The 22335-nt window shown below is 46.4% G+C and carries 21 protein-coding genes; 14 read left to right on the forward strand and 7 right to left on the reverse strand.

The window, feature by feature from the left end:
• Window positions 1-129 precede the first annotated feature (129 nt).
• From NFI81_RS05950 to NFI81_RS05965, 4 genes are read right to left on the reverse strand one after another with little or no spacing between them, the layout of a single operon-like run.
• Complete coding sequence (locus NFI81_RS05950; protein ID WP_234613472.1) at window positions 130-3213, reverse strand: efflux RND transporter permease subunit; 3084 nt, start codon at window positions 3211-3213, stop codon at window positions 130-132.
• Between the two features lie 18 nt (window positions 3214-3231).
• Complete coding sequence (locus tag NFI81_RS05955; protein WP_234613471.1) at window positions 3232-4269, reverse strand: efflux RND transporter periplasmic adaptor subunit; 1038 nt, start codon at window positions 4267-4269, stop codon at window positions 3232-3234.
• A gap of 7 nt (window positions 4270-4276) precedes the next feature.
• Complete coding sequence (locus NFI81_RS05960; RefSeq protein WP_234613470.1) at window positions 4277-5680, reverse strand: TolC family protein; 1404 nt, start codon at window positions 5678-5680, stop codon at window positions 4277-4279.
• 13 nt (window positions 5681-5693) lie between these two features.
• Window positions 5694-6308: a TetR/AcrR family transcriptional regulator gene (locus NFI81_RS05965; protein ID WP_234613469.1), complete on the reverse strand. Its 615-nt coding sequence runs from the start codon at window positions 6306-6308 to the stop codon at window positions 5694-5696.
• Between the two features lie 162 nt (window positions 6309-6470).
• On the opposite strand from NFI81_RS05965, the gene NFI81_RS05970 reads away from it, so the two are divergent.
• The 6 genes from NFI81_RS05970 (at window position 6471) to NFI81_RS05995 (ending at window position 12729) form a co-directional block, all read left to right on the forward strand.
• The gene (locus NFI81_RS05970; protein WP_234613468.1) at window positions 6471-6986 is read left to right on the forward strand and encodes a DinB family protein; all 516 of its coding nucleotides are present in this window, start codon (window positions 6471-6473) and stop codon (window positions 6984-6986) included.
• Between the two features lie 128 nt (window positions 6987-7114).
• Window positions 7115-7717 carry a hypothetical protein gene (locus NFI81_RS05975; protein WP_234613467.1) on the forward strand — a complete coding sequence of 201 codons (603 nt, stop codon included), beginning with the start codon at window positions 7115-7117 and terminating at the stop codon, window positions 7715-7717.
• Window positions 7718-7867: 150 nt separating this feature from the next.
• Window positions 7868-9208: an MFS transporter gene (locus tag NFI81_RS05980; RefSeq protein ID WP_234613466.1), complete on the forward strand. Its 1341-nt coding sequence runs from the start codon at window positions 7868-7870 to the stop codon at window positions 9206-9208.
• Window positions 9209-9229: 21 nt separating this feature from the next.
• The gene (locus NFI81_RS05985) at window positions 9230-9607 is read left to right on the forward strand and encodes a VOC family protein (protein ID WP_234613465.1); all 378 of its coding nucleotides are present in this window, start codon (window positions 9230-9232) and stop codon (window positions 9605-9607) included.
• Between the two features lie 90 nt (window positions 9608-9697).
• Entirely contained in the window at window positions 9698-10192 is a 495-nt protein-coding gene (locus NFI81_RS05990) for a DinB family protein (protein ID WP_234613464.1), read from the forward strand.
• 98 nt (window positions 10193-10290) lie between these two features.
• Window positions 10291-12729: an alpha-L-rhamnosidase-related protein gene (locus tag NFI81_RS05995; protein WP_234613462.1), complete on the forward strand. Its 2439-nt coding sequence runs from the start codon at window positions 10291-10293 to the stop codon at window positions 12727-12729.
• Here NFI81_RS05995 and NFI81_RS06000 read toward each other — a convergent pair whose 3' ends face one another.
• The gene (locus NFI81_RS06000) at window positions 12730-13713 is read right to left on the reverse strand and encodes a GlxA family transcriptional regulator (RefSeq protein WP_234613461.1); all 984 of its coding nucleotides are present in this window, start codon (window positions 13711-13713) and stop codon (window positions 12730-12732) included. It lies immediately after the preceding gene.
• Window positions 13714-13844: 131 nt separating this feature from the next.
• On the opposite strand from NFI81_RS06000, the gene NFI81_RS06005 reads away from it, so the two are divergent.
• Genes NFI81_RS06005 through NFI81_RS06030 form a run of 6 tightly spaced genes read left to right on the forward strand, consistent with a single transcriptional unit; the run spans window position 13845 to window position 19269 of the window.
• Window positions 13845-14378, forward strand: coding sequence for an SRPBCC family protein (locus tag NFI81_RS06005; protein WP_234613459.1), 534 nt, complete (start codon window positions 13845-13847; stop codon window positions 14376-14378).
• Window positions 14379-14416: 38 nt separating this feature from the next.
• On the forward strand, window positions 14417-15382 hold the full coding sequence (locus NFI81_RS06010; protein ID WP_234613457.1) for a DinB family protein: 966 nt from the start codon (window positions 14417-14419) through the stop codon (window positions 15380-15382).
• 54 nt (window positions 15383-15436) lie between these two features.
• Window positions 15437-15922 carry a TlpA family protein disulfide reductase gene (locus tag NFI81_RS06015; protein WP_234613455.1) on the forward strand — a complete coding sequence of 162 codons (486 nt, stop codon included), beginning with the start codon at window positions 15437-15439 and terminating at the stop codon, window positions 15920-15922.
• Window positions 15923-15949: 27 nt separating this feature from the next.
• Window positions 15950-17311: an esterase gene (locus NFI81_RS06020; protein ID WP_254410610.1), complete on the forward strand. Its 1362-nt coding sequence runs from the start codon at window positions 15950-15952 to the stop codon at window positions 17309-17311.
• Between the two features lie 22 nt (window positions 17312-17333).
• Window positions 17334-19046 (forward strand): GMC oxidoreductase, encoded by a 1713-nt coding sequence (locus NFI81_RS06025; RefSeq protein WP_234613453.1) that lies wholly within the window; start codon window positions 17334-17336, stop codon window positions 19044-19046.
• Window positions 19047-19080: 34 nt separating this feature from the next.
• Window positions 19081-19269 carry a hypothetical protein gene (locus tag NFI81_RS06030; protein WP_026632084.1) on the forward strand — a complete coding sequence of 63 codons (189 nt, stop codon included), beginning with the start codon at window positions 19081-19083 and terminating at the stop codon, window positions 19267-19269.
• Between the two features lie 30 nt (window positions 19270-19299).
• Here the strand turns inward: NFI81_RS06030 and NFI81_RS06035 are convergent, their stop codons facing one another.
• On the reverse strand, window positions 19300-19500 hold the full coding sequence (locus NFI81_RS06035) for a KTSC domain-containing protein (RefSeq protein ID WP_234613452.1): 201 nt from the start codon (window positions 19498-19500) through the stop codon (window positions 19300-19302).
• A 13-nt stretch (window positions 19501-19513) separates the two neighbouring features.
• Window positions 19514-20197 (reverse strand): lipid-binding SYLF domain-containing protein, encoded by a 684-nt coding sequence (locus NFI81_RS06040; RefSeq protein WP_234613451.1) that lies wholly within the window; start codon window positions 20195-20197, stop codon window positions 19514-19516.
• A gap of 218 nt (window positions 20198-20415) precedes the next feature.
• On the opposite strand from NFI81_RS06040, the gene NFI81_RS06045 reads away from it, so the two are divergent.
• Window positions 20416-20895 carry a Dps family protein gene (locus NFI81_RS06045; RefSeq protein ID WP_234613450.1) on the forward strand — a complete coding sequence of 160 codons (480 nt, stop codon included), beginning with the start codon at window positions 20416-20418 and terminating at the stop codon, window positions 20893-20895.
• A 107-nt stretch (window positions 20896-21002) separates the two neighbouring features.
• Window positions 21003-22328: a cytochrome P450 gene (locus NFI81_RS06050; protein ID WP_234613449.1), complete on the forward strand. Its 1326-nt coding sequence runs from the start codon at window positions 21003-21005 to the stop codon at window positions 22326-22328.
• Window positions 22329-22335 lie beyond the last annotated feature (7 nt).

Genomic DNA, 22335 nt, shown 5'->3' on the forward strand with positions numbered 1-22335 from the left:
GCACCAAGTGATGTCTCAACAACTTAGCGCACGCTAAGCCTTCCTCGTCATATATTACAAAGGCACCAGCAATAGAACCGCGTTCCTCTTGCTGGTGCTTTTATTTCGTTTAAAAATTGCTCAGGAACTTTAAAACTGGGGTTCCAAAACCGCTTCTTCTTTTGCTACATGCTCGATGGATGGTGGCAAAAGCTTGTACATTACCGGCGTAACAAGCCTAGAAAGCAATGTTGAGCTGATCAATCCGCCGATCAGGACCAGGGCCAGCGGTGAGTAAAGCGCGCTGTATTCGATCACCAGCGGCAATAATCCGCCAATCGCCGTCATGGAAGTCAGTAATATCGGCACAAACCGGATCTCCCCCGCTTCGATAATGGCCTCTTCGATCCCCATTCCCTGCGCCCGTAACTGGTTGGTAAAATCTACCACCAGCAACGAGTTTTTCACCTCAATCCCCACCAAGGCAATGAAACCGATTGTCGCCGTGAACGAAAGCGTCTCACCCGTCAGGAAAAGCATGGCCAAACCGCCCACTATTCCGAGCGGGATCACCGACAGCACAATGAGGATGCTTTTAAATGTTTTAAATTCCAGGATAAGAACACCCAGGAAGCCAAAGATGGTTACCAAAATGATCAAGCCGAGTCCGCCGAAACTTTCTTCCTGGCTTTCCTTTTCACCTGCCACCGTAAATGTCTGGCCCTTCTCAAATTTAAACTGTCCCAGCTTCGCGGTGATGTCTTCATTCATGCGCTGCACATTATAACCGGGCTTCGCAAACGATGAAACGGTCACATAACGATCCTTGTCATAATGGCGGATCTGGTTCGGCGAACTTTCGAATTCAATGGTCGCGACGTTTTTCAAAGGAATGTTCGCGCCCGATGCTGACGTCACGTATAATTTATCAAATACACCATAATCCTGGACCGCAGCATTCCTTGACACAGACACATTCACATTATAATTATCAGCCTTGCCTACGTCTTCCCGATAAGTGGCCACATTCAAGCCCGCAGCGCCTAATCTCACAGTCCGATCAATATCGGCGGACGAAATGCCCAGCGTTCCCGCTTTTTGCTTATTAATGTTCACTTTCAGGTCCGTCGGCTGAACCTGCAAGGGGTTGTTCACATAAATGGTCCCTTCCGTCTTGCTCAGCATATCTGCTACCCTGAATGCCGTTTTGCGCAGGTCGTCCAGGTTTTCACCATAAACGCGGTAAGCGAGCGGGGCTTCGATCAATGGTCCTTGCTCAAAATCCTTCACCTTGATTTCTGCACCCGGATAACGCTCCAATTTTTTCCTTAACCGCTCAATCACCTCTACTTTTTCCTCGGTTTCAAGGCCTTCCACCTGCACGAAGATTTCCGCGAAATTTTCGCTTTCGTTGCGCTGGATCACATTATAATAAACCCGCGGGTTGCCTTTCCCAACATTGGTTGCAAAAGAAGTTATCAAAGGCTCTTTTTTCAAAATCCCTTCCACGTAGCGCGTAACCTGATTCGTCTTTTTCAGGTTCGTGCCCTGCGGTGTTTCAATGTCGATCAGGAACATGGGCTTTTCGGATTTTGGAAATAAGCTGTTCCCGATCAGGGGAACAAGCGCCAGCGAACCTGCAAAGATCAGCCCGGCCAGTACCAATGTTGTAGCAGGCCACTTTAATGCTTTGTCCAAAAGACTTCCGTATGTTTTGTGAATGCCCTTTTTCATTCCGCGCAACAAGAAGTTTCCTTCTGCGCTCGCATGTTTTTTCAAAAGGATACTAGACAAAAACGGAACGATCGTCAGCGACACAAGCATGGAAGCGAAAACCGTGGTGATCACTGAAAGCGGCAGACTCCTGATGAAATCCCCCGCTCCCTCGGGCAGGAAAACCAGCGGGAGAAAAGCAAAAATCAATAAAATGGTGCAGCCTACAACCGCCATGCCAATCTGTGACGACGCTTTCACCGCAGCCTCCACCCGACCATAACCGAGCCGCAGATAGCGTTCAATGTTCTCTACAACCACAATGCTGTCATCCACCAGGATGCCTAATGCCACAATCATCCCCACAATGCTCAGCTGATTGATATTGTAACCCAGCAAGTTCATTATTGTGAGCCCAATGCTCAGCGAAAGGGGAATAGAAATCATTACAACAACAGAGGCCCGCGAGCCCAAAGGCAGCAATGTGAGCAGAACTAGCAGGATGGCAATGCCAAAATCCCTGGCAAAATGCGATAAACGATGGTCGACACTCTTAGCCTGATCAAAAACCTTTACGAGCTCAATGTTCGCAGGAAGTTCTTTTTCGAATTTTGCAACAACCGGTAAAACCTGATCCTGGACGGCTATAATGTTCTCCCCTTCCTTTTGACTAACATTCACAAAACTGCACCTGAACCCATTCAAGCGCGTAATGTGCGTTTCGTCTTCATAACCCAGTTTCACATCCGCAACGTCTTTGAGATAAACGACCTTTCCGCCGGAAGTGGAAACGACCGTGTTGGCCACTTCGTCCAGCGTACGGTAATTACCGCTGGTTTTAATGTTCAGCTTTTTGGTCGCCATACTAATGCTTCCACCGGGAATGTTGACATTCTCGCTTTGCAATGCATTAATGATCTGGTTTTGCGTGAGCTTTTGCTGTGCGATCTTTTCAAGGTTCAGGCTCACATTCACCTGCCGTTCGGGAAAGCCGGCATAGTCCACTTTCTTTAATGATTTTATCTTTTCCAGCCGTTCCTTGAAGTCCTTGGAATACTTTTTCAACTGCGCATAGGAAGCATTTTCACTGATCAATGCATATTGATAAATGCTCACATCGGACGGGATCTGTTTGTTGATCCGAATGTCGTTAATGTCGGCAGGAAGACTGTTTCTCAGGCTATTGATCTCACGGACAAGCTCCTGATACTTATCATCAGGATCGGAGCTGTATTTGTATTGCACTTGCATCACGGCCAATCCATCGCGGATGTCGGTGATCACATGCTTCATATCGTCCAGCTCGTTGATCTTTTTCTCCATCGGGTCCACCACAAGCTGTTCCATGTCTTTGGGGCTTGCGCCGGGATAAACGATCACAACCGTAAATTGAGGCGGATGAATGTCCGGGTCCTCGCTGCGCGGCATTGTAAAGAGCGAATAAACGCCCAGCGCCAGCACAGCCATAAAAATCACCAGCGTAAACTGGTAATTTTTGACAGCAAATTCAGGTAATTTCATAACGTAGTGATTTGAATGTTACTGGACAATTTTAATCGCCGAACCATCTGCCAGATATGCCGAACCCTCCCGAATAATCTTCGCTCCCGCATCAATTCCTGAAAGAATGAAAGCCTCTTCCCCTTCCAGAAACGCAATTTTCACCTGCTTTTTCAAAGCCTTGCCATTATCGGCAACGAACACAAAAGCGCTGTCGCTCTCGCCTTCGATCAATGCATCCACCGGCACCGATATCATTTCCGTTTTTTGTTTCGGGTAAATACTCACCTTTGCAAAAAGACCGTTCGCCAGCTTTGCAGGCTGCTTATCGAGCCTGATTTCTGCCTGATAAAGGCCAGAACCTGTGTCGCTGCCTTGGGAAAGTGTTGCTATACTTCCTGAAAAGGTCTGCGGATATGCATCGAAAATGATCTCGGCTTTTTCTCCGCCTTTTAATCTCGTCCAGTCCTTATCCGTGAGGCCGCATTTAATCACCCAGTCTTTGTTGCTCGTGCTGCTTATGAAAAGCACCGGCGCGCCGCCCTGCACCTGTTCACCTGCATTCTGCAATTTTTGAATGACCACACCGTCCGTAGTCGCATATATTTTGGCCTGCGAAAGGTTGAACCGGACAATTTCCAGTTGCTTTTCAGCAACATTCAGCGAAGTAAGGCTGTTCTCCAATTGTTCTTTTGTGTTCACACTGTCGCGAAACAGATTTTGCGTGCGTTGTGCGTCGCGCTTGGCTTTCATGAAGTTTTCCTCTGCCTGTGCCATTTGTGCGGCGATCTCTGTTGCATTGAGTGTTGCCAGAAGTTGCCCTTTACGCACCCTATCCCCTTCTTTCACCATAACATCCTGAATAATCCCTCCTATTTTAAAGGAAAGATGCGCTTCGTTTTCGGAACCCAGCAAGCCAGAGGTTTGCACCGGCTGCGACTGGGTTAATGCTGCCGAACTAATGATCTTCACCGGAATGGTCGAATCCGTTTCTTCAACCTTTTTTTCTTCTTTACACGCGCCTAACGCTGCCAAAAGCAGAATCAGGATAATGCTTGTTTTGATTGTTTTTTTCATGGCATGTTTAATTTGAAAATGGATTACTGGCCTGCGCACGTTCCAGCTCGGCCGAACGCGTTTGCATAATCATATAAGAAATACTCTGCTGCAACTGATCGCTTACGAGCCGGTTTTGCGCGTCAAGCAGTTCAATGTAAAGCAGTTGCCCTTCGCGGTAAAGCTTTTGCTGATCCTGGTAATATTGCTGTGAAAGCGCTGTCTGGCTTTTGGACGCCTGGAAAATGCGAATGGCGGCGTTCAACTTGTTTGAAGCGGTCTGGGATTGCAGTTCCAGCTGCTGCTCCGCCTGGCTGATCTGCTCGCCGGTCACCTTGCTGTCCATGAGTGCTTGCTTGGTCCTGTATTGCACGCGGTTACCAGCAAAAACCCGCCAGTCAAGCGTCAAGCCGAAGAAATAATAACGCGTATCATTATTGAAATTCAGGAAATCACCTTGCGAACCCAGGTCTATAAACGTTGCGAGTTTGGGCAGCGAGGAAGCCTTCGCAAGCTGGCCGGACAGCGTGTTGATCTTCGCTAATGATTCCAGTTTTAACAATTCTTCTCTCTTGTTAAATGCATTGCCTCCGGCGGTTGGCTCATTTTGAATGGTTTCGACCATTTCAATTTTTGTATCCAGCGGGCTGTTTAACAAAAAGTTAAAATAGGCAGTTGCGCTTTTAGATTGATATTTCGCTTCTTCCAACCTCGCTTCCAAGCCGATCAATTCATTCTCCGACCTGCTGACAACTGTGCGGATCGCTTTGTCATTGCTCACCAATACGCGGTTGAATCGCAGATTCTCCCGGGCCAGATTCACAGCGCTTTCCAGGATCCGGATTGCTTCCTCGGATTGCAGATAAGCATAATAACCCAACTTTATTTCTTTAACCAACTCACGCTTATAAACATCATAGTCAGCCTGTTGAAAGTTAATTTGTTCTTTCCTGATCTTCGTACTAACCCCTATCTCCGGATTATAGAGCGGCAGTGATGTCCTGAATTTGGCATCGTAATAATTGTTGGGATTGAATGTCTGGTTCACATTTTCCACCTGCGGAAATGCAGTTGAATTGGTGAGCTGGTTCAGCGACGTATAAACCGGATTCAGCAAGTCACCGATCGGAATGCTGATCTTCCTTCCTCCTCTCGAATCCAGATAGGAAGTGTTGAAATTAACCTCCGGTAGAAAATAACTTTTCGCCTCCTTCAACGCATACAGGCTTTTTTGCAGCAAAAAATCCTGCTGCCGCAGTCCCTGGTTATTTTTCAGTCCCTGGCTGACATATGCATCCAGTATGCGGTCCTGGGCAAAAAGCGGTTTGGAAAAACTGATCATCGCTATCACAAAAAGCAATTTCCATCGCAAGCGATCCCGCCATTTACGCGCTCGTAAATGACGTTCATTTAGTAAACAGTGTTCATTCATGGCTAAATTTTTTTTACACTCTCAGATTTTCTAAAAAAAAGTTGACGGAACTTTCCATCATTATCAGCATTACATCGTCAGGCATTTCCATCACGGATAATCTTTCACGCACATATAAGGAAACCAATCCGTGGCCAAAGGACCAGACAGAAATCGCAAGGACATACTTGTCCATTGGTTTGATCAGATTCGCTTCGAGGCAGGCAGCGATCGTATCCAGCACGTATTCAAAGGCACATTCCCCGGCATCCCACTTTTCTTCCGACTTAATCTGCGAGAGCGGGGCACGCATAATGAACATCAGATCGTAGTAATCGGGATTATCCATCGCAAACTTTACGTAAGTTTTACAAACAGCGATCAATCTGTCAAACGGATTTTCAATCGAGTCGTGCTTGCGAAACTGCTTATCCAGAATAGCGAAGGCATTTTCGTGGATGACATAAAAAATTTCATCCTTGTCTTTAAAATAGAGATAAATCGTAGCAGGGCTGTATTCAATGTCTTCCGCAATGGTCCGAATCGACGTTTTATCATAACCCTGCTTCAAAAACAGCTGGGTGGCTGAATCAATGATCAGATTGCGCATATCCTGCCTCTCCCGCTCTTTTCTCTCTTTGATCGCCATGTTTCAGTGTTTACGTCGTAAATATAATAAACAGTGTTTAGTAAAAAAGATTTATTTTAAAAAAATATTTTTCAACCTCCAAAACCTGCTGACATACGGCTGTCATCTGCCCCTGTTTCCTTTGTTGTGTTCAATAACAAAAACACTCAAACACCTTTGACAATGGAAACCAACAACATCGCAAACGAAGCAACTTTTTCTCCATCCCTGTTAAATGCTGACGCATTGCTCGTGCACTGGCAGGGACACCGCCGATTGACTCGTAAGACAATTGAAGCTTTTCCCGAAGAACATTTTTACACCTTTTCTATTGGTGGCATGCGCACTTTTGCGCAGTTGTCTATGGAAATTATCGGCCTTTCTGCGCCTGGCATTCGCGGCATTGCGTTTGGCGACTGGACTTTTGGTGAGCCTGCGCTCGATCATTCAACTCCTGCGCCGCCGACCAAACAGGAAGTACTAAACCTCTGGGATCTGGTAACTGAGTATATTGAAACATTATGGCCGCAAATCTCCGCCGACCGCTTTCACGAAACCGAGGCTGCCTTCGGCATGTATCCAAACACGATCCTGAATACATTATTGTACCTGATCGACAATGAAATACATCACCGCGCACAAGGATACGTTTACCTCCGCGCGCTGGGTGTAGAGCCGCCGGCATTCTGGGAACGTTAAAATATTAGTCTGTTAGCCATGAGATCGAACAGCGTTGCATTCACGTGATGCAGCGCTGTTGTTGTTGGAATGGTTTTGGTAAGAATGTGAATAGGATTACATTTATCATTCAATCAATCCAACACTATATGAAGATTCTGACGCTAACACTGATTGCCGCATTCATTTTTACAGAAGCGTTTTTTGTTCAATCCCATGCCCAGAAAATCGGGTCGCGACCCGCACCAACCGGAAAAATCCCAAGCTCGGGACCAGGGCAAACTGCACGGCCGTACAGCGAATATCAGCCCAAGCCGACCGGACAAATTCAGGGAGCAACCCAGGCTGCTGACCCCGGAGCGGTTAACGATCCGGTTCCGGTAGTAACGGAAGGGCAAGTGCCCAAAATAAACACTTCTCAGGATCCGATCACAATGCCTGAGAGATATCAACCCGCGACTACGCAGCCTGTTGAGCAGGTTACAGAAGTGGAACAAACTACCACGCAAACGCCGCAACAAACACAACAGACAGGTACGGCTACACAAACGCAAACAACCACGCAGACGCAAAACGGGACGACAACAACCCAAACGGCGCCCGTTACACAGCCTGCATCGTCCACAACAACCACTACCACGAACAGAACCACGACTGTTCCGACAACCCGGCAGAACGTACCTCAGACACAGCCTGTCCAGCGAACTCAACCCGTTCAGCAAACGGTGCCGGTAAGAAGCACCGTTCCGTGAGGAAAGTTACGCAACATGCATGCAGATAATGGCACAATTCCACCCTTAAATTGTCCTATAACACCACCTTGCATGACGGCTTGATGTAGTAATTTTGTAATGTCGGAAATGATGCTATTTCATATTTGACATATCAACTTACTATTAGCCATGAAGACCTTTTATTCCATTTTGATCAATTCCCTTGCCGCGACCCTGACGAATACGTTCGTTTGGTTCGCGGTAACTTTTTGGGTATATCTGGAAACCAGATCCGTCATTGCGACATCGGTAATGGCCGGGATCTATTTCGCGACGGTAGCATTATCAGGTTTTTTCCTCGGATCCATTGTAGACCGCTACAAGAAAAAAACATCCATGATGATCTCCGGGATCGTAACGCTGATCCTGTATGTGCTGGCGTTACTTACTTATATTATTACGCCCGAGGCTGATTTTAAAAACCCTGCAAACATCAGTTTGTGGATACTGATCGTCCTCTGCCTGCTAGGCGCACTGGTAGGCAACATCCGGGCCATTGCGATTTCGACGGTCGTTACCATTCTAATTGAAGAAGATAAGCGCGACAAGGCAAATGGTTTGGTAGGAACCGTGAACGGCGTGTCGTTCCTGATCGCATCCATTTTCAGCGGGTTGGTGATCGGTTTTATGGGCATGACCTGGATGCTCGCGCTGGCTGTGGGCTTAACAGTCGTAGTACTGCTGCACTTGATCACGATCCACATCCCTGAAAAGGAAATTGTGCAAACGGGTACGCACATGGAAAACATTGACATTAAAGGAACAATTGCGGTTGTAGGACTTGTACCCGGGCTTTTCGGGCTTATTTTTTTCAACACTTTCAATAATTTTCTCGGCGGTGTGTTTATGTCGCTCATGGACGCTTACGGTCTGTCGCTGGTTTCCGTGCAGGTTTGGGGCATATTGTGGGGCGTATTAAGCCTGGGATTCATTGTTGGCGGGCTGGTCGTGGCAAAAAAAGGACTTGGCAAGAAGCCGCTGAAAACCCTATTCGTTTCCAACATTATCATGTGGACGATCTGCATTTTCTTCACCATTCAGGCTTCCATAGTGCTTTTGGCAGTTGGCATGTTCATTTACCTCTGCCTGATTCCCGTCGTTGAAGCGACGGAACAAACCATTCTGCAAAAAGTTATTCCGCACGAAAGACAGGGCCGCGTTTTTGGGTTTGCACAAAGCATTGAACAGGCTGCGTCGCCGATCACAGCGTTTATGATCGGGCCAATCGCAAAATTTATCTTTATTCCCTTTATGACAACCGGCGCTGGCGTTGACCTTATCGGCTCCTGGTTTGGAACCGGAACCGCACGTGGCCTGGCACTTTTGTTTACAGTAACCGGTGTGTTAGGGTTAATCGTCACCTTAATTGCCATGCAGTCGAAAGCCTATCACAAGCTTTCTCAGATATACAAAAAACCGGAACCTGCCTTTACAGAAGCTGACGCCATGGAGGCGGAGCGAGATATTTAATCATCAACAAAACCAAAAATCATGTTCAAAGAAACAAAAGCATTCAGTGGATTTTCAGTTGATAATCTGCAAAAAGCCAAAGAATTTTACGGAGATGTCCTTAAAATAGACCTTTCCGAAATGGAGGAAATGGGTCTGCTTCAATTGCATATCGCAGGTAGCAATGATTTGATCATTTACGAAAAACCAAATCATGCCCCAGCCACATTCACAGTTCTCAACTTTCCGGTCCCTGACATTGACCAGGCGGTGAAAGACCTTAAAGCGCTGGGTGTCGAATTTGAAAGTTATGATTTCCCCGAGCTGAAAACGGATGCCGACAACATTTCACGCGGAGAACCATCCATCGCCTGGTTCACAGATCCGGCAGGGAACATTCTCTCTGTCATTCAGGAATAAATAATCAAACATTAAGTACGCTTCATGCCGGCTGCTAAAACCGGTATGTAAAGCAGCGCATTACCAATTCTAAACTTCACCACCATCATCATGGCAACTGGAAATGAAAGCAAATTGAATGAGTTGATTGAACTGTATGATTTGCAAACCACTTACTTTAAAAGCGCATTGGATGGCATCTCAGATGCCGACCGCCATAATCGCCTGAATACGAAGGCAAATCACATTGCATGGCTTGCGGGAAGCGCCGTTGAACAGCGCTATGAAATGGCCAGACAATTCGGCCAGAGTGAAAAACAACAAGGCAACGAGTTGTTTAAAGACAACAAAGGCATCCAGGATAATGAGACTTACCCGACGCTGGAAACTTACCGCGCCGACTGGGACCGCATTTCACCGATCCTGCGCGATGCACTGGTGAATGCAACGGACGAACAACTGGCCGTGAAGATCGAAATGGGCCCGGATGTTACTTATACGGTGAAAGAAATCATCGCATTCAGTTCCTATCGTGAGGCCAATATCATTGGCCAGATCGCTCTCTGGCGCAGGCTGCTGGGATACGAGGGGATGAAATATATGTAACCGCGCAGCTTCATTTATCCAGCGAAACCAACGATTTAAAATTGTTATCTTGGAGCGTTTTCAGCCGAGCCTGAAATCCCGGATAACAATTTTAATTCATGAAAGTAGCAATTAGCACACTGCTGTCATTGCCGTTCCTGCTTGGCGTTGGCTCCATTATTTTTCTGCAATGCACCAAAAGTGTTCAGAAGACAGAGAACCTGCAAGGTCTCGTCAGCGACAGCGAAAGCATCCGCGGCAAAAGCATCTATCTCAATACACCTTACGTTACTGCCGGCGACCGCGTTTATATGGTCGGTCATCAAAACGGCACTTTTCCGGACATTGGCTGGCACGTTACAGGCGAAATGGGCGGGATCTGGGACCATCCGATTAAGCTGATGGACGGATTCACAGCATCCGTGACCGTTGGCGATCAGTCGGCTTGCTTAACGAAGGCGGACACATTTGTTAACTTCCCTTTTGCGAACAAACATATTTTTACCACCGGACTTCCGGGCCTTAAAGTTGAGCGCTTTCAGTTTGTCCCCGATGGCAAAGAAGCGGTAGTTGTGGAATACACTTTCATGAACGAGGGGAATGAAAAATTGGACATTCAATTTGATTTCAACGGTTATACGGATTTGAGGCCCGTTTGGCTGGGTGAAAGAACCAATATGATCGACGGGCAGGATGCGGCAACCTGGGATGAAGCATTGCATAACTGGATTGCCAAGGATAGTTTAAATGACTGGTTTGTCATGTTTGGAGCAGCCTTGGCTTCCAAATCACACAAGCAGAAGGCAATAACCTGCGATTACAAACCGCGGGGAAAGGGCGTCTCTGCATCGCTGCAATATCACCTTGAAATTGGGCCGAACGCTTCTGTAAGTCTTCCTATAACCATTGCCGGCTCTTATAAATCTGAACAAAACGCCCGGACTACATTCACAGAAACCCAAGCCAATGCTCCAAAGTTGCTGCTTGCCAAAAAGGAACGATATCAATCCATTGCCTTAAAAACGAAGCTTACTATCCCGGACAAAAATCTCGAACAAGCATTCCGATGGACAAAATATAACACCGATTGGCTCATTCGGGATGTTCCGGAAGTTGGGCGTGGCGTTTCCGCAGGTGCACCGGATTATCCCTGGTGGTTTGGTGCGGACAGCGAATATGCCCTCAAAGGACTCATCGCAACCGGGCAGCCTGAGCTGGTAAAAAGCTCAGTTGATGTGGTTCACAAGCTTTCGGAAAAAGTGAATGGGAATGGCAGGATTATGCACGAAACGTCAACCAATGGTGCGGTTTTCAATCCCGGGAACATTAATGAAACCCCACAATTCACTTCGCTCATTGCGCACGTTTATCGCTGGACGGGTGATAAGGAATTTCTCAAAAAGTATTTTCCAACAATAAAGAAAGGATTGGACTGGCTTTTAAAAGAGAATGACAAAGATGGAAATCTGCTTCCGGACGGGTTTGGCATGATGGAAATTCACGGCATGAACAGCGAAATGACCGACGTAGCAGCCTATACGCAGAAAGCATTTGCGGACGCGTCTGAACTGGCCATTGAAATGGGCGACAACAAATTGGCCCAGCATTATGCTTCCATTGCCAGCCAGCTCCGCACGAAGATTAATAAAGATTTTTGGGTGCCCGAAAGCAATTCCTATGCGGATTTTATAGGCACGCCGAAGCAGGCCATTGCGCTGATTAACGACGCCATTATTCGTGCCGATACGCTAAAAAAACCTTGGGCAGTAGAAGAGCTGAAAGCTGCAAAAGCAAAAATAACCGGCTCAACAACGGACGCCAAACGCGGATTCGTTGTGCACCACAACTGGGTTGTAAACACACCGATGGAAACCGGCGTTGCCGATTCATCCAAGGCCCTTGCTGCATTGCAAACGGCCTCCAAGTTTGTAAATCCGTTTGGTGCATTTGTAACGGGCATCGACCGGGATGAATCGGCTGGAAAAGATGAAAGTTCGGTCGCCGGTAATAACAAAGTTTTTACTTACACGGGCGCAGTCATGACGCTTCCAACGGGCGTCTTAGCCATTTCCGAAAACAACTATGGCCGCGCGGATGCGGCATTAGGCTATCTGAAAAGGATGACCAAGTCATTCAGTTTTGCGCTTCCTGGCTCCATTTATGAAGTTTCGCCGGACTATGGCATGATGGCGCAGGCCTGGAATGTGTACAGTTACGCTTATCCTATTGTGCAGCAATTCTTTGGTATACAACCATTTGCATCAAAAAAGGTCATCCGTGTCCAGCCGCAAATGCCAACAACCTGGAATGAGGCCAGCCTGGAAAATGTAATTGTGGGCAATAATGAGCTTGATTATTCATTCAAGCGCACTGGAAACACAATCAGCCTGGATTTGACGCAGCAACAGGAAATCTGGAAGATTGTGATTGCTCTGCCAAAAGGCCAATACAAAAACTGGCTGAGTAACGGAAAGCCTGTTGTCGCAAAACCTGACGGTGCATTTGATACGATTGAAATAAAAGGAAAAACCAATGTGATCAGCGCCGAAACGAAATGATCAGGCGCTGATTTGGCTTTTGTTATATTTATTTCTGTACTCAACCGGAGATAGTCCGGTAATCTTTTTGAATGTGCTGCGAAATGCTTTGGTATCCGTATAACCGACCTCATACATGAGCTCGGTAACATTCTTGCGACTTACCTCGAAACTCTTTTTCGCAGCTTCGATTTTCACCCGCTGAATGTATTCTACCACAGAATTGGAAGTGGCTTTTTTGAATCTACGCTCAAAGCTCCGGCGCCCGATGGCAAACATTTCGGAAAGCTGATCCACGGTAATTTTGTCCTGAAAACTCCTTTCAATGAATTCCTGGGCCTTCCTGACTTCCTCATCCTCATGCTCCTTTTGGCCCGTAAACATAATGAACGGCGACTGCGTATTGCGATCGATTTCGATCATAAAAAATTTCGTCGTGTATATAGCCATCTGGCGGTCGACGTATTTTTCGACCAGATATACAAGGAGGTTCCAGAAAGTGTTCGCGCCGCCGCTCGTGTACACGCCGTTTTCGTCGGTGATAATGCGGTTGTCCATCAGGTTCACTTCCGGGAACATATTTTTGAAATCGGACGCTGACATCCAGTGTGTCGTGCAGCTTTTGCCCTTCAACATGCCCGTGGCCGCAAGCAGGAACGCCCCTACGCAAAGACTCGCTACTTCCGCACCTTTTTCATGTTGCTTGATGATCCAAGGAAAAAAGGGCTGATTCATTTCAATAACACTTTCCCGGTCCCCATTCACGGCGGGTATAATGATCAGGTCCGTCTTTCCCAAATCATGGATCGTGACGTCCGGTACAACTGTGAAGACGCCGCTATATTTCTGAGGATCAGCAGTCATACCCACTAACTGCACGTCGAAAGCTGGCGCTCTGCCCATGGCAGCCAGAAAGTCATTAACAAAATTAAAGAACTTAAAAGGCCCTTCGATGGTCCCAAGCGCCGCATCGCCGCACGGAACGAGTACTGATATATGCTTCATATTCCAAAAATAGGTAAATAGTCTGTCGCATTCAACCCCTAAACTTGACATATTCACCCCCCGGAGATTTGGGGAAAGACTTGTAGGTTTGTAACATCTTATTGCATCTGAGAACTTTAACCTTAAATCAAATGAAAATTATCTTAACAATTCTCGCAGTCATTGTCGGCATCATTGTCCTTTTGCTGGTGGTGGCACTGTTTGTAAAAAAAGAATATAAGGTCAGGCGCGAAATTACGATCAACAGATCCAAAGGCAGTGTTTACGATTATATCAAATTCCTGAAAAATCAGGACAATTACAGCAAATGGGTGATGGCCGATCCGGGCATGAAAAAAACTTATACGGGAATCGATGGCGCGGTTGGTTTCAAATATGCCTGGGATAGCAAAGATAAAAATGTGGGTGAGGGAGAACAGGAAATCATCAGTCTTACCGAAGACGAAAAAGTGAATATCGAAGTCCGCTTTGTCCGACCCTTTGAAGGAATCGGTGTGGCGGAAATGACAACCACGCCGGTTACCAGTGACCAAACCAAAGTAAGCTGGGGCATGAATGGCGTCAGTAAATATCCCATGAACATTACCAACCTTTTTATCGATGGAATCCTTGGCAAGGACCTGGAAACCAGTTTGAATAACCTGAAAAATATTCTTGAAAAATAATTTTAGCAAACACTTAGCATTTTAAAACAACAGAAACCATGGAAACTAAGCTCATTAAAAAATCAATCGCAATCAATGCCCCGAAGGAGAATGTATGGAAAGTCATGATCTCCAATGATAAAAACAAGATCTGGTACAACGCTTTCAGCGAAGGGACGCAGGCAGAAACCGATTGGCAGGTCGGCAGCAAAGCCGTTTTTTCGGATGACTCAAAAAGCGGCATCGTTGGGATAATTACCGTTAATAAACCCGCGGAAGAGCTGGTTATTGAGTATACAGGCGTGTTGAACAATGGTGTTGAAAACTATGAAAACGAGGAAGCACAAAGTGTAAAGGGTTTCCAGGAATTTTACTGGCTTAAAGAAGAAAATGGGGTTACGCGGCTGGATATGCAATGTGACATGGGCATTGACTATTTCGAAATGATGTCTGACGCATGGGATCACGCACTGATCATTGTGAGAGAACTGGCCGAAACGGACACCAGCGCCAGTGCATTGCTCGACCAGCTGGACAACACAACCAAAAACTTTCTGGAAGCAATTGATGCATTTGACGAAAATGAAATCAACGAAGTTCCATTCGAAGGAAGCTGGACTGGCGGGCAGGTTGTCGAGCACATTTTGAAATCAGAAAGTGGCTTGCCTGATATGCTGCTAGGCGATTATGCTGACACCCAAAGGCCTGTGGATGCCAACATTGCCGAGATCGAGCACATTTTCCTGGATTTTTCAACCAAAATGAAAGCACCCGATTTCAATGTTCCGTCCAACGGGCCGCATAACAAGGCAGAACTGGTTGCGGCGTTTCAAAAGGAGCGCGAAGAAATTAGAAAAGTGGCGGCAGAGCATGATCTTTCGCTAACGGCCACCGCGTTTGCCTTTCCGGGCGTTGGCAAATTAACGCGCTGGGAATGGCTCAACTTCGTCGTCTGCCACTCCAAACGCCATATTTATCAACTCAAAAACATTCGGAAAAAACTTAGCGAAAAGGTAGCTGGATAAAACTTCAAAGATTAATAACTTGCGTGCTCTTCATTTCAAAAGAGCCTTATTAATATGTTCCGAAAAATAATCCCTGCCCTGCTTTTCGTTTTTGCAAGCAGTTTCGCGTTTTCTCAGTCTGCATTGATGGACAAGAAAATTGCGCCTTTTCAGATAAAGCTTGCCAACGGGCAGCAGTATACATCCGCGCAGTTAGCAGCGGGTCCGGTGGTTCTGATTTACTTTTCACCCGATTGTGAGCATTGTCAGGATTTTACCAAAGACATGCTTAAAAATTACAATGTGATCGCAAATAAGCAGGTTGTAATGATAACTTTTCAATCCATGGAAATGCTGAAACCATTTGTAAGCCAGCATAAATTGAGCACTTACCCAAACATTAAAGTGGGCACCGAAGGATACTCTTACACGGTTCAACGCTATTATCAGATCAAATCATTCCCTTACATTGCGATCTATAACAAGGCTGGAAAGCTGGTGCAGACATTTGAGGGTGAGCAGCCACATCAGAACATTTTTAATGTGTTGAAAAAAATCTGATCTGCCGCATTTCAGTTTTTAGGTTAATTGAAAATCAAAATAACTAAACCGGCTCCCGGAAACGGAGGGCCGGTTATTTTTTTAACATTACCCAAGCGGGTAATCTTGCTGAAATGGCGTCTTTATTCAGGAAAGCAGGTTAGTACTGCGGGCGAAATGAATTTCAGTATGAAAAAAGACTACTCAATCAGCTGGTTCCAAATAGGTTGTCAAGCCGCATTAATGCTGCTTCTGGCAGCCACAGGCACATTTGCACAACAAGCCAATGTGAACCTGGACTGGAACCCGCAAAAGAACACAGAGAAACTCAACCCTTACGGCGGTAATGTGATTTCCCCGGAAGTGGCTGACGATCAAACCATTATATTTCGTGTAAAAGCACCGGATGCCCAAAAGGTGGAACTCACCGGCGGGCCGATCCTGCTTGCATTGAAAACCAAAGGACCTATTCCGTTTGTGAAAGGTGCAGACAGCACGTGGACGCTGAAAGTAGGACCCGTAAAGCCTAACATTTATGTTTACAGGCTGCTGATCGACGGCGTGCCTGTGGCCGATCCAAATAACACATTCACCGGAACTTCCAACCAGCCGGGTTACAGCAATGTGATCATGCATGACAACGGCCCTGCTTATTATGATGCCAAAAATGTTCCTCACGGCAACATTACCCGCCATATTTACAATTCAAAGGTCCTGAACGGCGAGCGCGAAATGTATGTGTACACTCCGCCGGGATATGATCCGAAAAAGAAATATCCGGTGCTTTACCTGATGGGCGGCAGCGGCGAACTGGCCTCGGGCTGGATGTATGATGGCCGGGCCAATTTCATTGCGGACAACCTGCTGGCCGAAGGAAAAATTGTACCGATGATCATTGCCATGCCTAATAATCAGGTTATTCACCGCAGCGATCCCAAACATCTGGAAAAAACTTATGTGCTTTTCGAAGAAGAATTGAGGAAGCACATCGTTCCCTATGTTGACCAGGCTTACAGCACGATTCAGGACCGGAAATCGCGCGCCATTTCGGGTTTGTCGATGGGCGGTCGACATACGGAGGCGGTGGGTTTCAATGCCCTGGACTTGTTCAGCTCATTTGGCATATTAAGTGCGGGCGATCTGGATCCTGAGAAATTGAATCCGGCGTTTTTTAATGATCCAAAAATCAAAGACAAGGTGGATTATCTGCTTGTGGGGCTGGGAAGCGGTGAGCTGGATTTTGTTGGAAAACGCTCGGAAGCAACGCATAAGGCTTTGGAAAAGCACGGGATCAAACACGATTACTACATTGGCGGCGATGGTGCGCACGATTGGGGAACATGGCGCATGTTGTTACACGACAAGCTCCTGCCCAATCTCTGGCAACACACGCCGTCCAAAACAAAATAAAAGCATTCTGATTTTTACTGATATGTCAAATTTCAATATCGATTCCGAAAAGCAGCAAACTTTTGATGCCATTGTGGTGGGCACCGGGATTAGTGGTGGCTGGGCGGCTAAGGAGCTCACGGAGAAAGGCTTAAAGACATTAATTCTGGAACGTGGCAGGGATGTGAAACACATTGTAGACTACCCTACCGCCAATATGCAGCCCTGGGAATTTGAGCACCGCGGTCAGCCTTCACTGGCGATCCGGCAGGCAAATCCGATGGCAAGCAAGCATTATATTTTCAAGGAAGATGCCATGCATTTTGTGGTGAAGGACGCGGATCATCCTTATGTGCAGGACAAGCCGTTTGACTGGATGCGCGGATATCAGGTTGGTGGCAGGTCGCTTCTGTGGGCGAGGCAAACGCAGCGCTGGTCCGACTTCGATTTTGAAGGCCCCGCCCGTGATGGTTTCGGCGTCGACTGGCCGATCCGATATGCTGACATTGCGCCATGGTACAGCTATGTGGAGAAGTTTGCGGGGATTTCTGGAAATAAGGACGGCTTGCCCCAGTTACCTGACGGTGAATTCCTTAAACCACACGAAATGTCCTGCGTCGAAAAACATTTCAGCGACCAGACGGCGAAAAATTATAACAACACACGCCCGATCATCATTGGCCGCGTGGCGCATATCAGCGATCCGCAGCCCATTCACACCGAGCAGGGACGTGCGAAGTGCCAGCACCGCACGATGTGCCAGCGCGGCTGTCCGTTTGGAGGTTATTTCAGTTCCAATTCTTCCACAATCCCTTGGGCAGAAAAGACCGGAAATCTAACGTTACAGCCCCATTCAGTCGTACATTCCATTATTTATGACGAGAAAAAGAAACGCGCAACGGGCGTTCGTGTAGTAGATGCGTTGACTAAGGAAATGAAGGAATATTATGCCAAAATTATTTTTGTAAATGCGTCAGCGATCAACTCCAATCTCATATTGCTAAACTCCATTTCCAATCGTTTCCCGAATGGGCTGGGCAACGACAATGGATTAATGGGCAAATTCATCGGATTTCACAATTACCGGGGGCGCGTCAGCGCAGAATTTGACGGTTACCACGACCGGACCGTTGATGGAAGACGACCCAATGGTGCCTATATTCCGCGTTTCAGGAATGTATTCAAGCAGGAAACTGATTTTTTACGAGGTTATGCTACATCTTTTTCGGCTTCCAAAATGGGTAACGCGACAGATGACCTGGGTGAATCATTAAAAGAAAGTCTGTTTAAACCCGATAGCAGCGGATGGAGCCTGGGTGCGCAAATGATGGGCGAAACATTGCCCAAGGAAACCAATTTCATCAGCCTTCACAAAACATTGAAGGACGATTGGGGCATTCCGCAGCTGCGGATGCACGTGGAATTCGATGATAATGATATGAAAATGGTCAAAGACTTTTATACCGAGCTCAGTGAAATGCTTTCAAAATCAGGCTTTTCAAATATTAAAACTTCGGACACAAAACGCAATCCTGGCAGCGAAAACCACGAAATGGGTGGCGTGAGAATGGGAAATGATCCAAAAACCTCCCTGCTTAACAAATGGAACCAGATGCACGCATGTCCCAATATAATCGTCACCGACGGCGCGTGCATGACGTCCACTTCCACGCAAAATCCGTCGCTAACCTATATGGCATTAACGGCAAGAGCGGTTGACCACGCAGTGAGCGAAATGAAAAAGGGAAATATTTGATGCATATCTTTGCCCCCTGAACATAAAGCAGACGATGGCAGTACAAAAATTTTTCGATGGCACGCGTGTCAAAATCAAGGGTAGCAAGGACATCTGGGTGATCATCAACCACGAATCGATTCAAAAAGGCGCGACGGTGAAAATAACCGGCAAAGTGAAATGCAGAAATGAAAAAACGGGAGAAGTGAAATTCTGCAACGAAAAGAATTGCGAAATCCCGTGAAAGCAAATGCCTGAGAATCAGCTATTGATCTCAGTCATTTATTTTTTCAAATTCGAAATTGTCTTTGATGTGCTTGTTTAAAAATGTCCCTTTGGATCCCGAGTTTTTCATGGCCTGGTATACTTCCAAAGGGACATTTTTATAATCATAAACCATCCCCGAAACGTAAACAATCCGCAACGTTTCCGAATCTCCGTCGTATATCATTTTCGCGACAACAGAAGATGGCATGGCAAATCATTGGTTAATTTAAATCATCCAGTTTATCACGCAAATCATCAACCGGTTTGGAAGACACTTTTGAAGATGTGAAAATGGTATTGGCGCTGTCTGTATTGCCATAAAATGCATTGTTCGCTTTGGCATCCACAGACAATGCTGCCCCATTAATGGTTACGCCGGCGAATAAACCTTTGCTTCTTGAATAAGAGTAAACTTCCGCTTCCAACTTGTAATCTGTACTCGCAGACGAGCTTCTGCCCATCGGCCCGGCTGCAACGGACAAGTCTCCGCCCAGTGTAAAGCTTCCCTTACCAATTTCCGTTAACGTTTTACTGCTCTTGAAAATCAGGACAAGATCAACTGCTTGCACGCCAATTTGTGCGCCTACGCTGCCTCCCGTGATCGTAACGAACACTGGATCACTCCATTCGCCTTTTTCATTTTTCACCAAAGCAATTCCCTTTCCATGTTTTCCGCCCACCATTAGCCCGGCATTGATCAGTTTAGGGACAATAATGATGCCTTTTGACATGTCCAGCAACTGCGCCGGAATGCTTTCCTCCATGCTGCTGAAATCATTCAAAACCGAGACCGCTGCCCTGATTTTGTCTTCCTCTTTTCCCTGAGCCTGAACATTGGAAACAATTCCCGACAGCATAAACATAATGGCCAGGACGCTGAGTAACCTGAGATTTTTCGTAATCATATTTGTAATTGAATTGTGGATAGTACAACGGTCATATCCGTTTGACGCGTATTAAACGTGTAACATTCAACTATCGTGCCTGTTACTTGAAAAACATCGTTATGCGCCGATCTTACACATTTTTTAACCCAAATCCGGGTTTTACGTATATATATGAAACTAAATGATCGTGGTATGGTTTTGTTAATAAACCACAATAAACATTAATCCAAAAAATCATGAATGCCGAAGCGATAAGCCTGAATGAAAAAGAGGTAAAACCGGTGGTTGACCTTTTGAACGATTACCTGGCCAATTACCACATCCATTATCAAAAGCTAAGGGGATGTCATTGGAATATCAAAGGCCAGAACTTCTTCACCCTTCATGTGAAATTTGAGGAACTCTACACGAACGCACAACTGACCATCGACGAGATCGCAGAACGTGTGCTGACATTAGGTAAGCCGCCGCACAGCCGTTTCGCCGACTACATCAGCGAATCGTCTATCAAGGAAATCAATACGATCGGTCTTAACGATCTTGCAATGGTGGATGCCATTTTGGATGATATGGCAAAACTCATTGAATTGGAACGTGAACTCCTGACAGCCAGTGACGAGGCCAGCGATGATGGCACAAACGACATGGTGAACCGCTTCATGCAGTTTAAAGAGAAGAATACCTGGATGCTCCGCTCATTTGCAGGCAAGAAATAAGCTTATTATCTGAGCCAAAAACGAATGTTCATGAAACCATCCCGACCAAGGATGGTTTTTTTATGCCTTAATGACTTATTTGCAGAAATTCTCTACCAATTCTCACGATGCGTAACATTCCTGTTTACAAGTTGGGCAAACTGGGCATTCTGGCTCCCTTCAAATTTGCCAGAAACCCTTTGCACTTCCTTCATCAGGGATTTGAAACCTGTGGGGATACATTTCAGATGAAGCTTTTCAGGGAATTTGTTGTAAGCCGCGATCCGGGTTTTTTCAGGCATGTATTGCAACAGCATAACCGGAATTTCAAAAAAGGAAGTTCGTCCAAAATGCTTCGTCCGGTGCTTGGGAATGGGCTGGTTACGAGCGATGGCGATTTTTGGCTAAGGCAAAGAAGGTTGGTGCAGCCCGCTTTTCACCGGGAAAGATTGCAGGAATTGTTTCTCGCAATGGGCGTCCTGACCGCCTCGTTTCTGGACGAAATGGAAGCGTTTCGGGGAAAGGATGCCGTAGATATTGATGTTAAAATGATGAGCATCACATCCGATATCGCGCTGAAAACGCTGTTTGGAAATATGACCACGGAGGATAAAGCCAGGATTTATCAGCAGGTGAGCCGGACGCAGAAATATCTGGTAACAAGGGTCCGCAAACCTTACCGCTTGCCGATCATGGCCATTAATGGCGAAAACCGCCGTTTTGAGACCGATCTGGCTTATTTTAATAAATTGGTTTTTGAATTTATACACCAAAGACGCGTTTCGGGTGAAAAACCGAATGATCTGCTGCAACTTTTGCTGGACAGCATTGATGAGGAAACCGGCGAGCAAATGAATGATCAGCAGATCCGGGATGAAGCGATCACCATGTTCGCCGCAGGTCACGAAACATCTGCCACCGGCCTGAGCTGGCTGCTGCTGGAACTGTCCAAACAACCTGAAATCGTAGCGAAAATTCGTCAGGAAAGCGCCATTTTTACCAATGTGCCTACATTTGAGCAGCTCATGCAAATGCCTTACACGCGGCAGGTTGTGGAAGAAGGACTCAGACTTTACCCGCCTGCATGGACGATGACGCGGGAGTCAATTGTTGATCAGGAAATTGAGGGTTTTCATGTTAAACCCGGAACATCCGTGTTTCTCTCGGTTTTTGAGCTTCACCGGAACCCGAATCTCTGGAAAGACCCGCTGACATTCAATCCGGAAAATTTTAGTCCCGAAAATGCAAAAGAGCGACCGAAGTTCAATTATCTGCCATTTGGCGCAGGCCCGCGTATCTGCATCGGACAGCAGTTTGCGATGATGGAAATGCAGCTGATCCTGGCCGCACTGATCAAAAGATTTGATTTTGAGGCAGATCCGGCACATGCAGTGAGCATGCATCCGCAGATTGTGTTAAAATCCACAAACGGAATTAAATTATATATTAGGTAAAATCAGC

The organism is Dyadobacter fanqingshengii, from assembly GCF_023822005.2.
GTDB lineage: Bacteria > Bacteroidota > Bacteroidia > Cytophagales > Spirosomataceae > Dyadobacter > Dyadobacter fanqingshengii.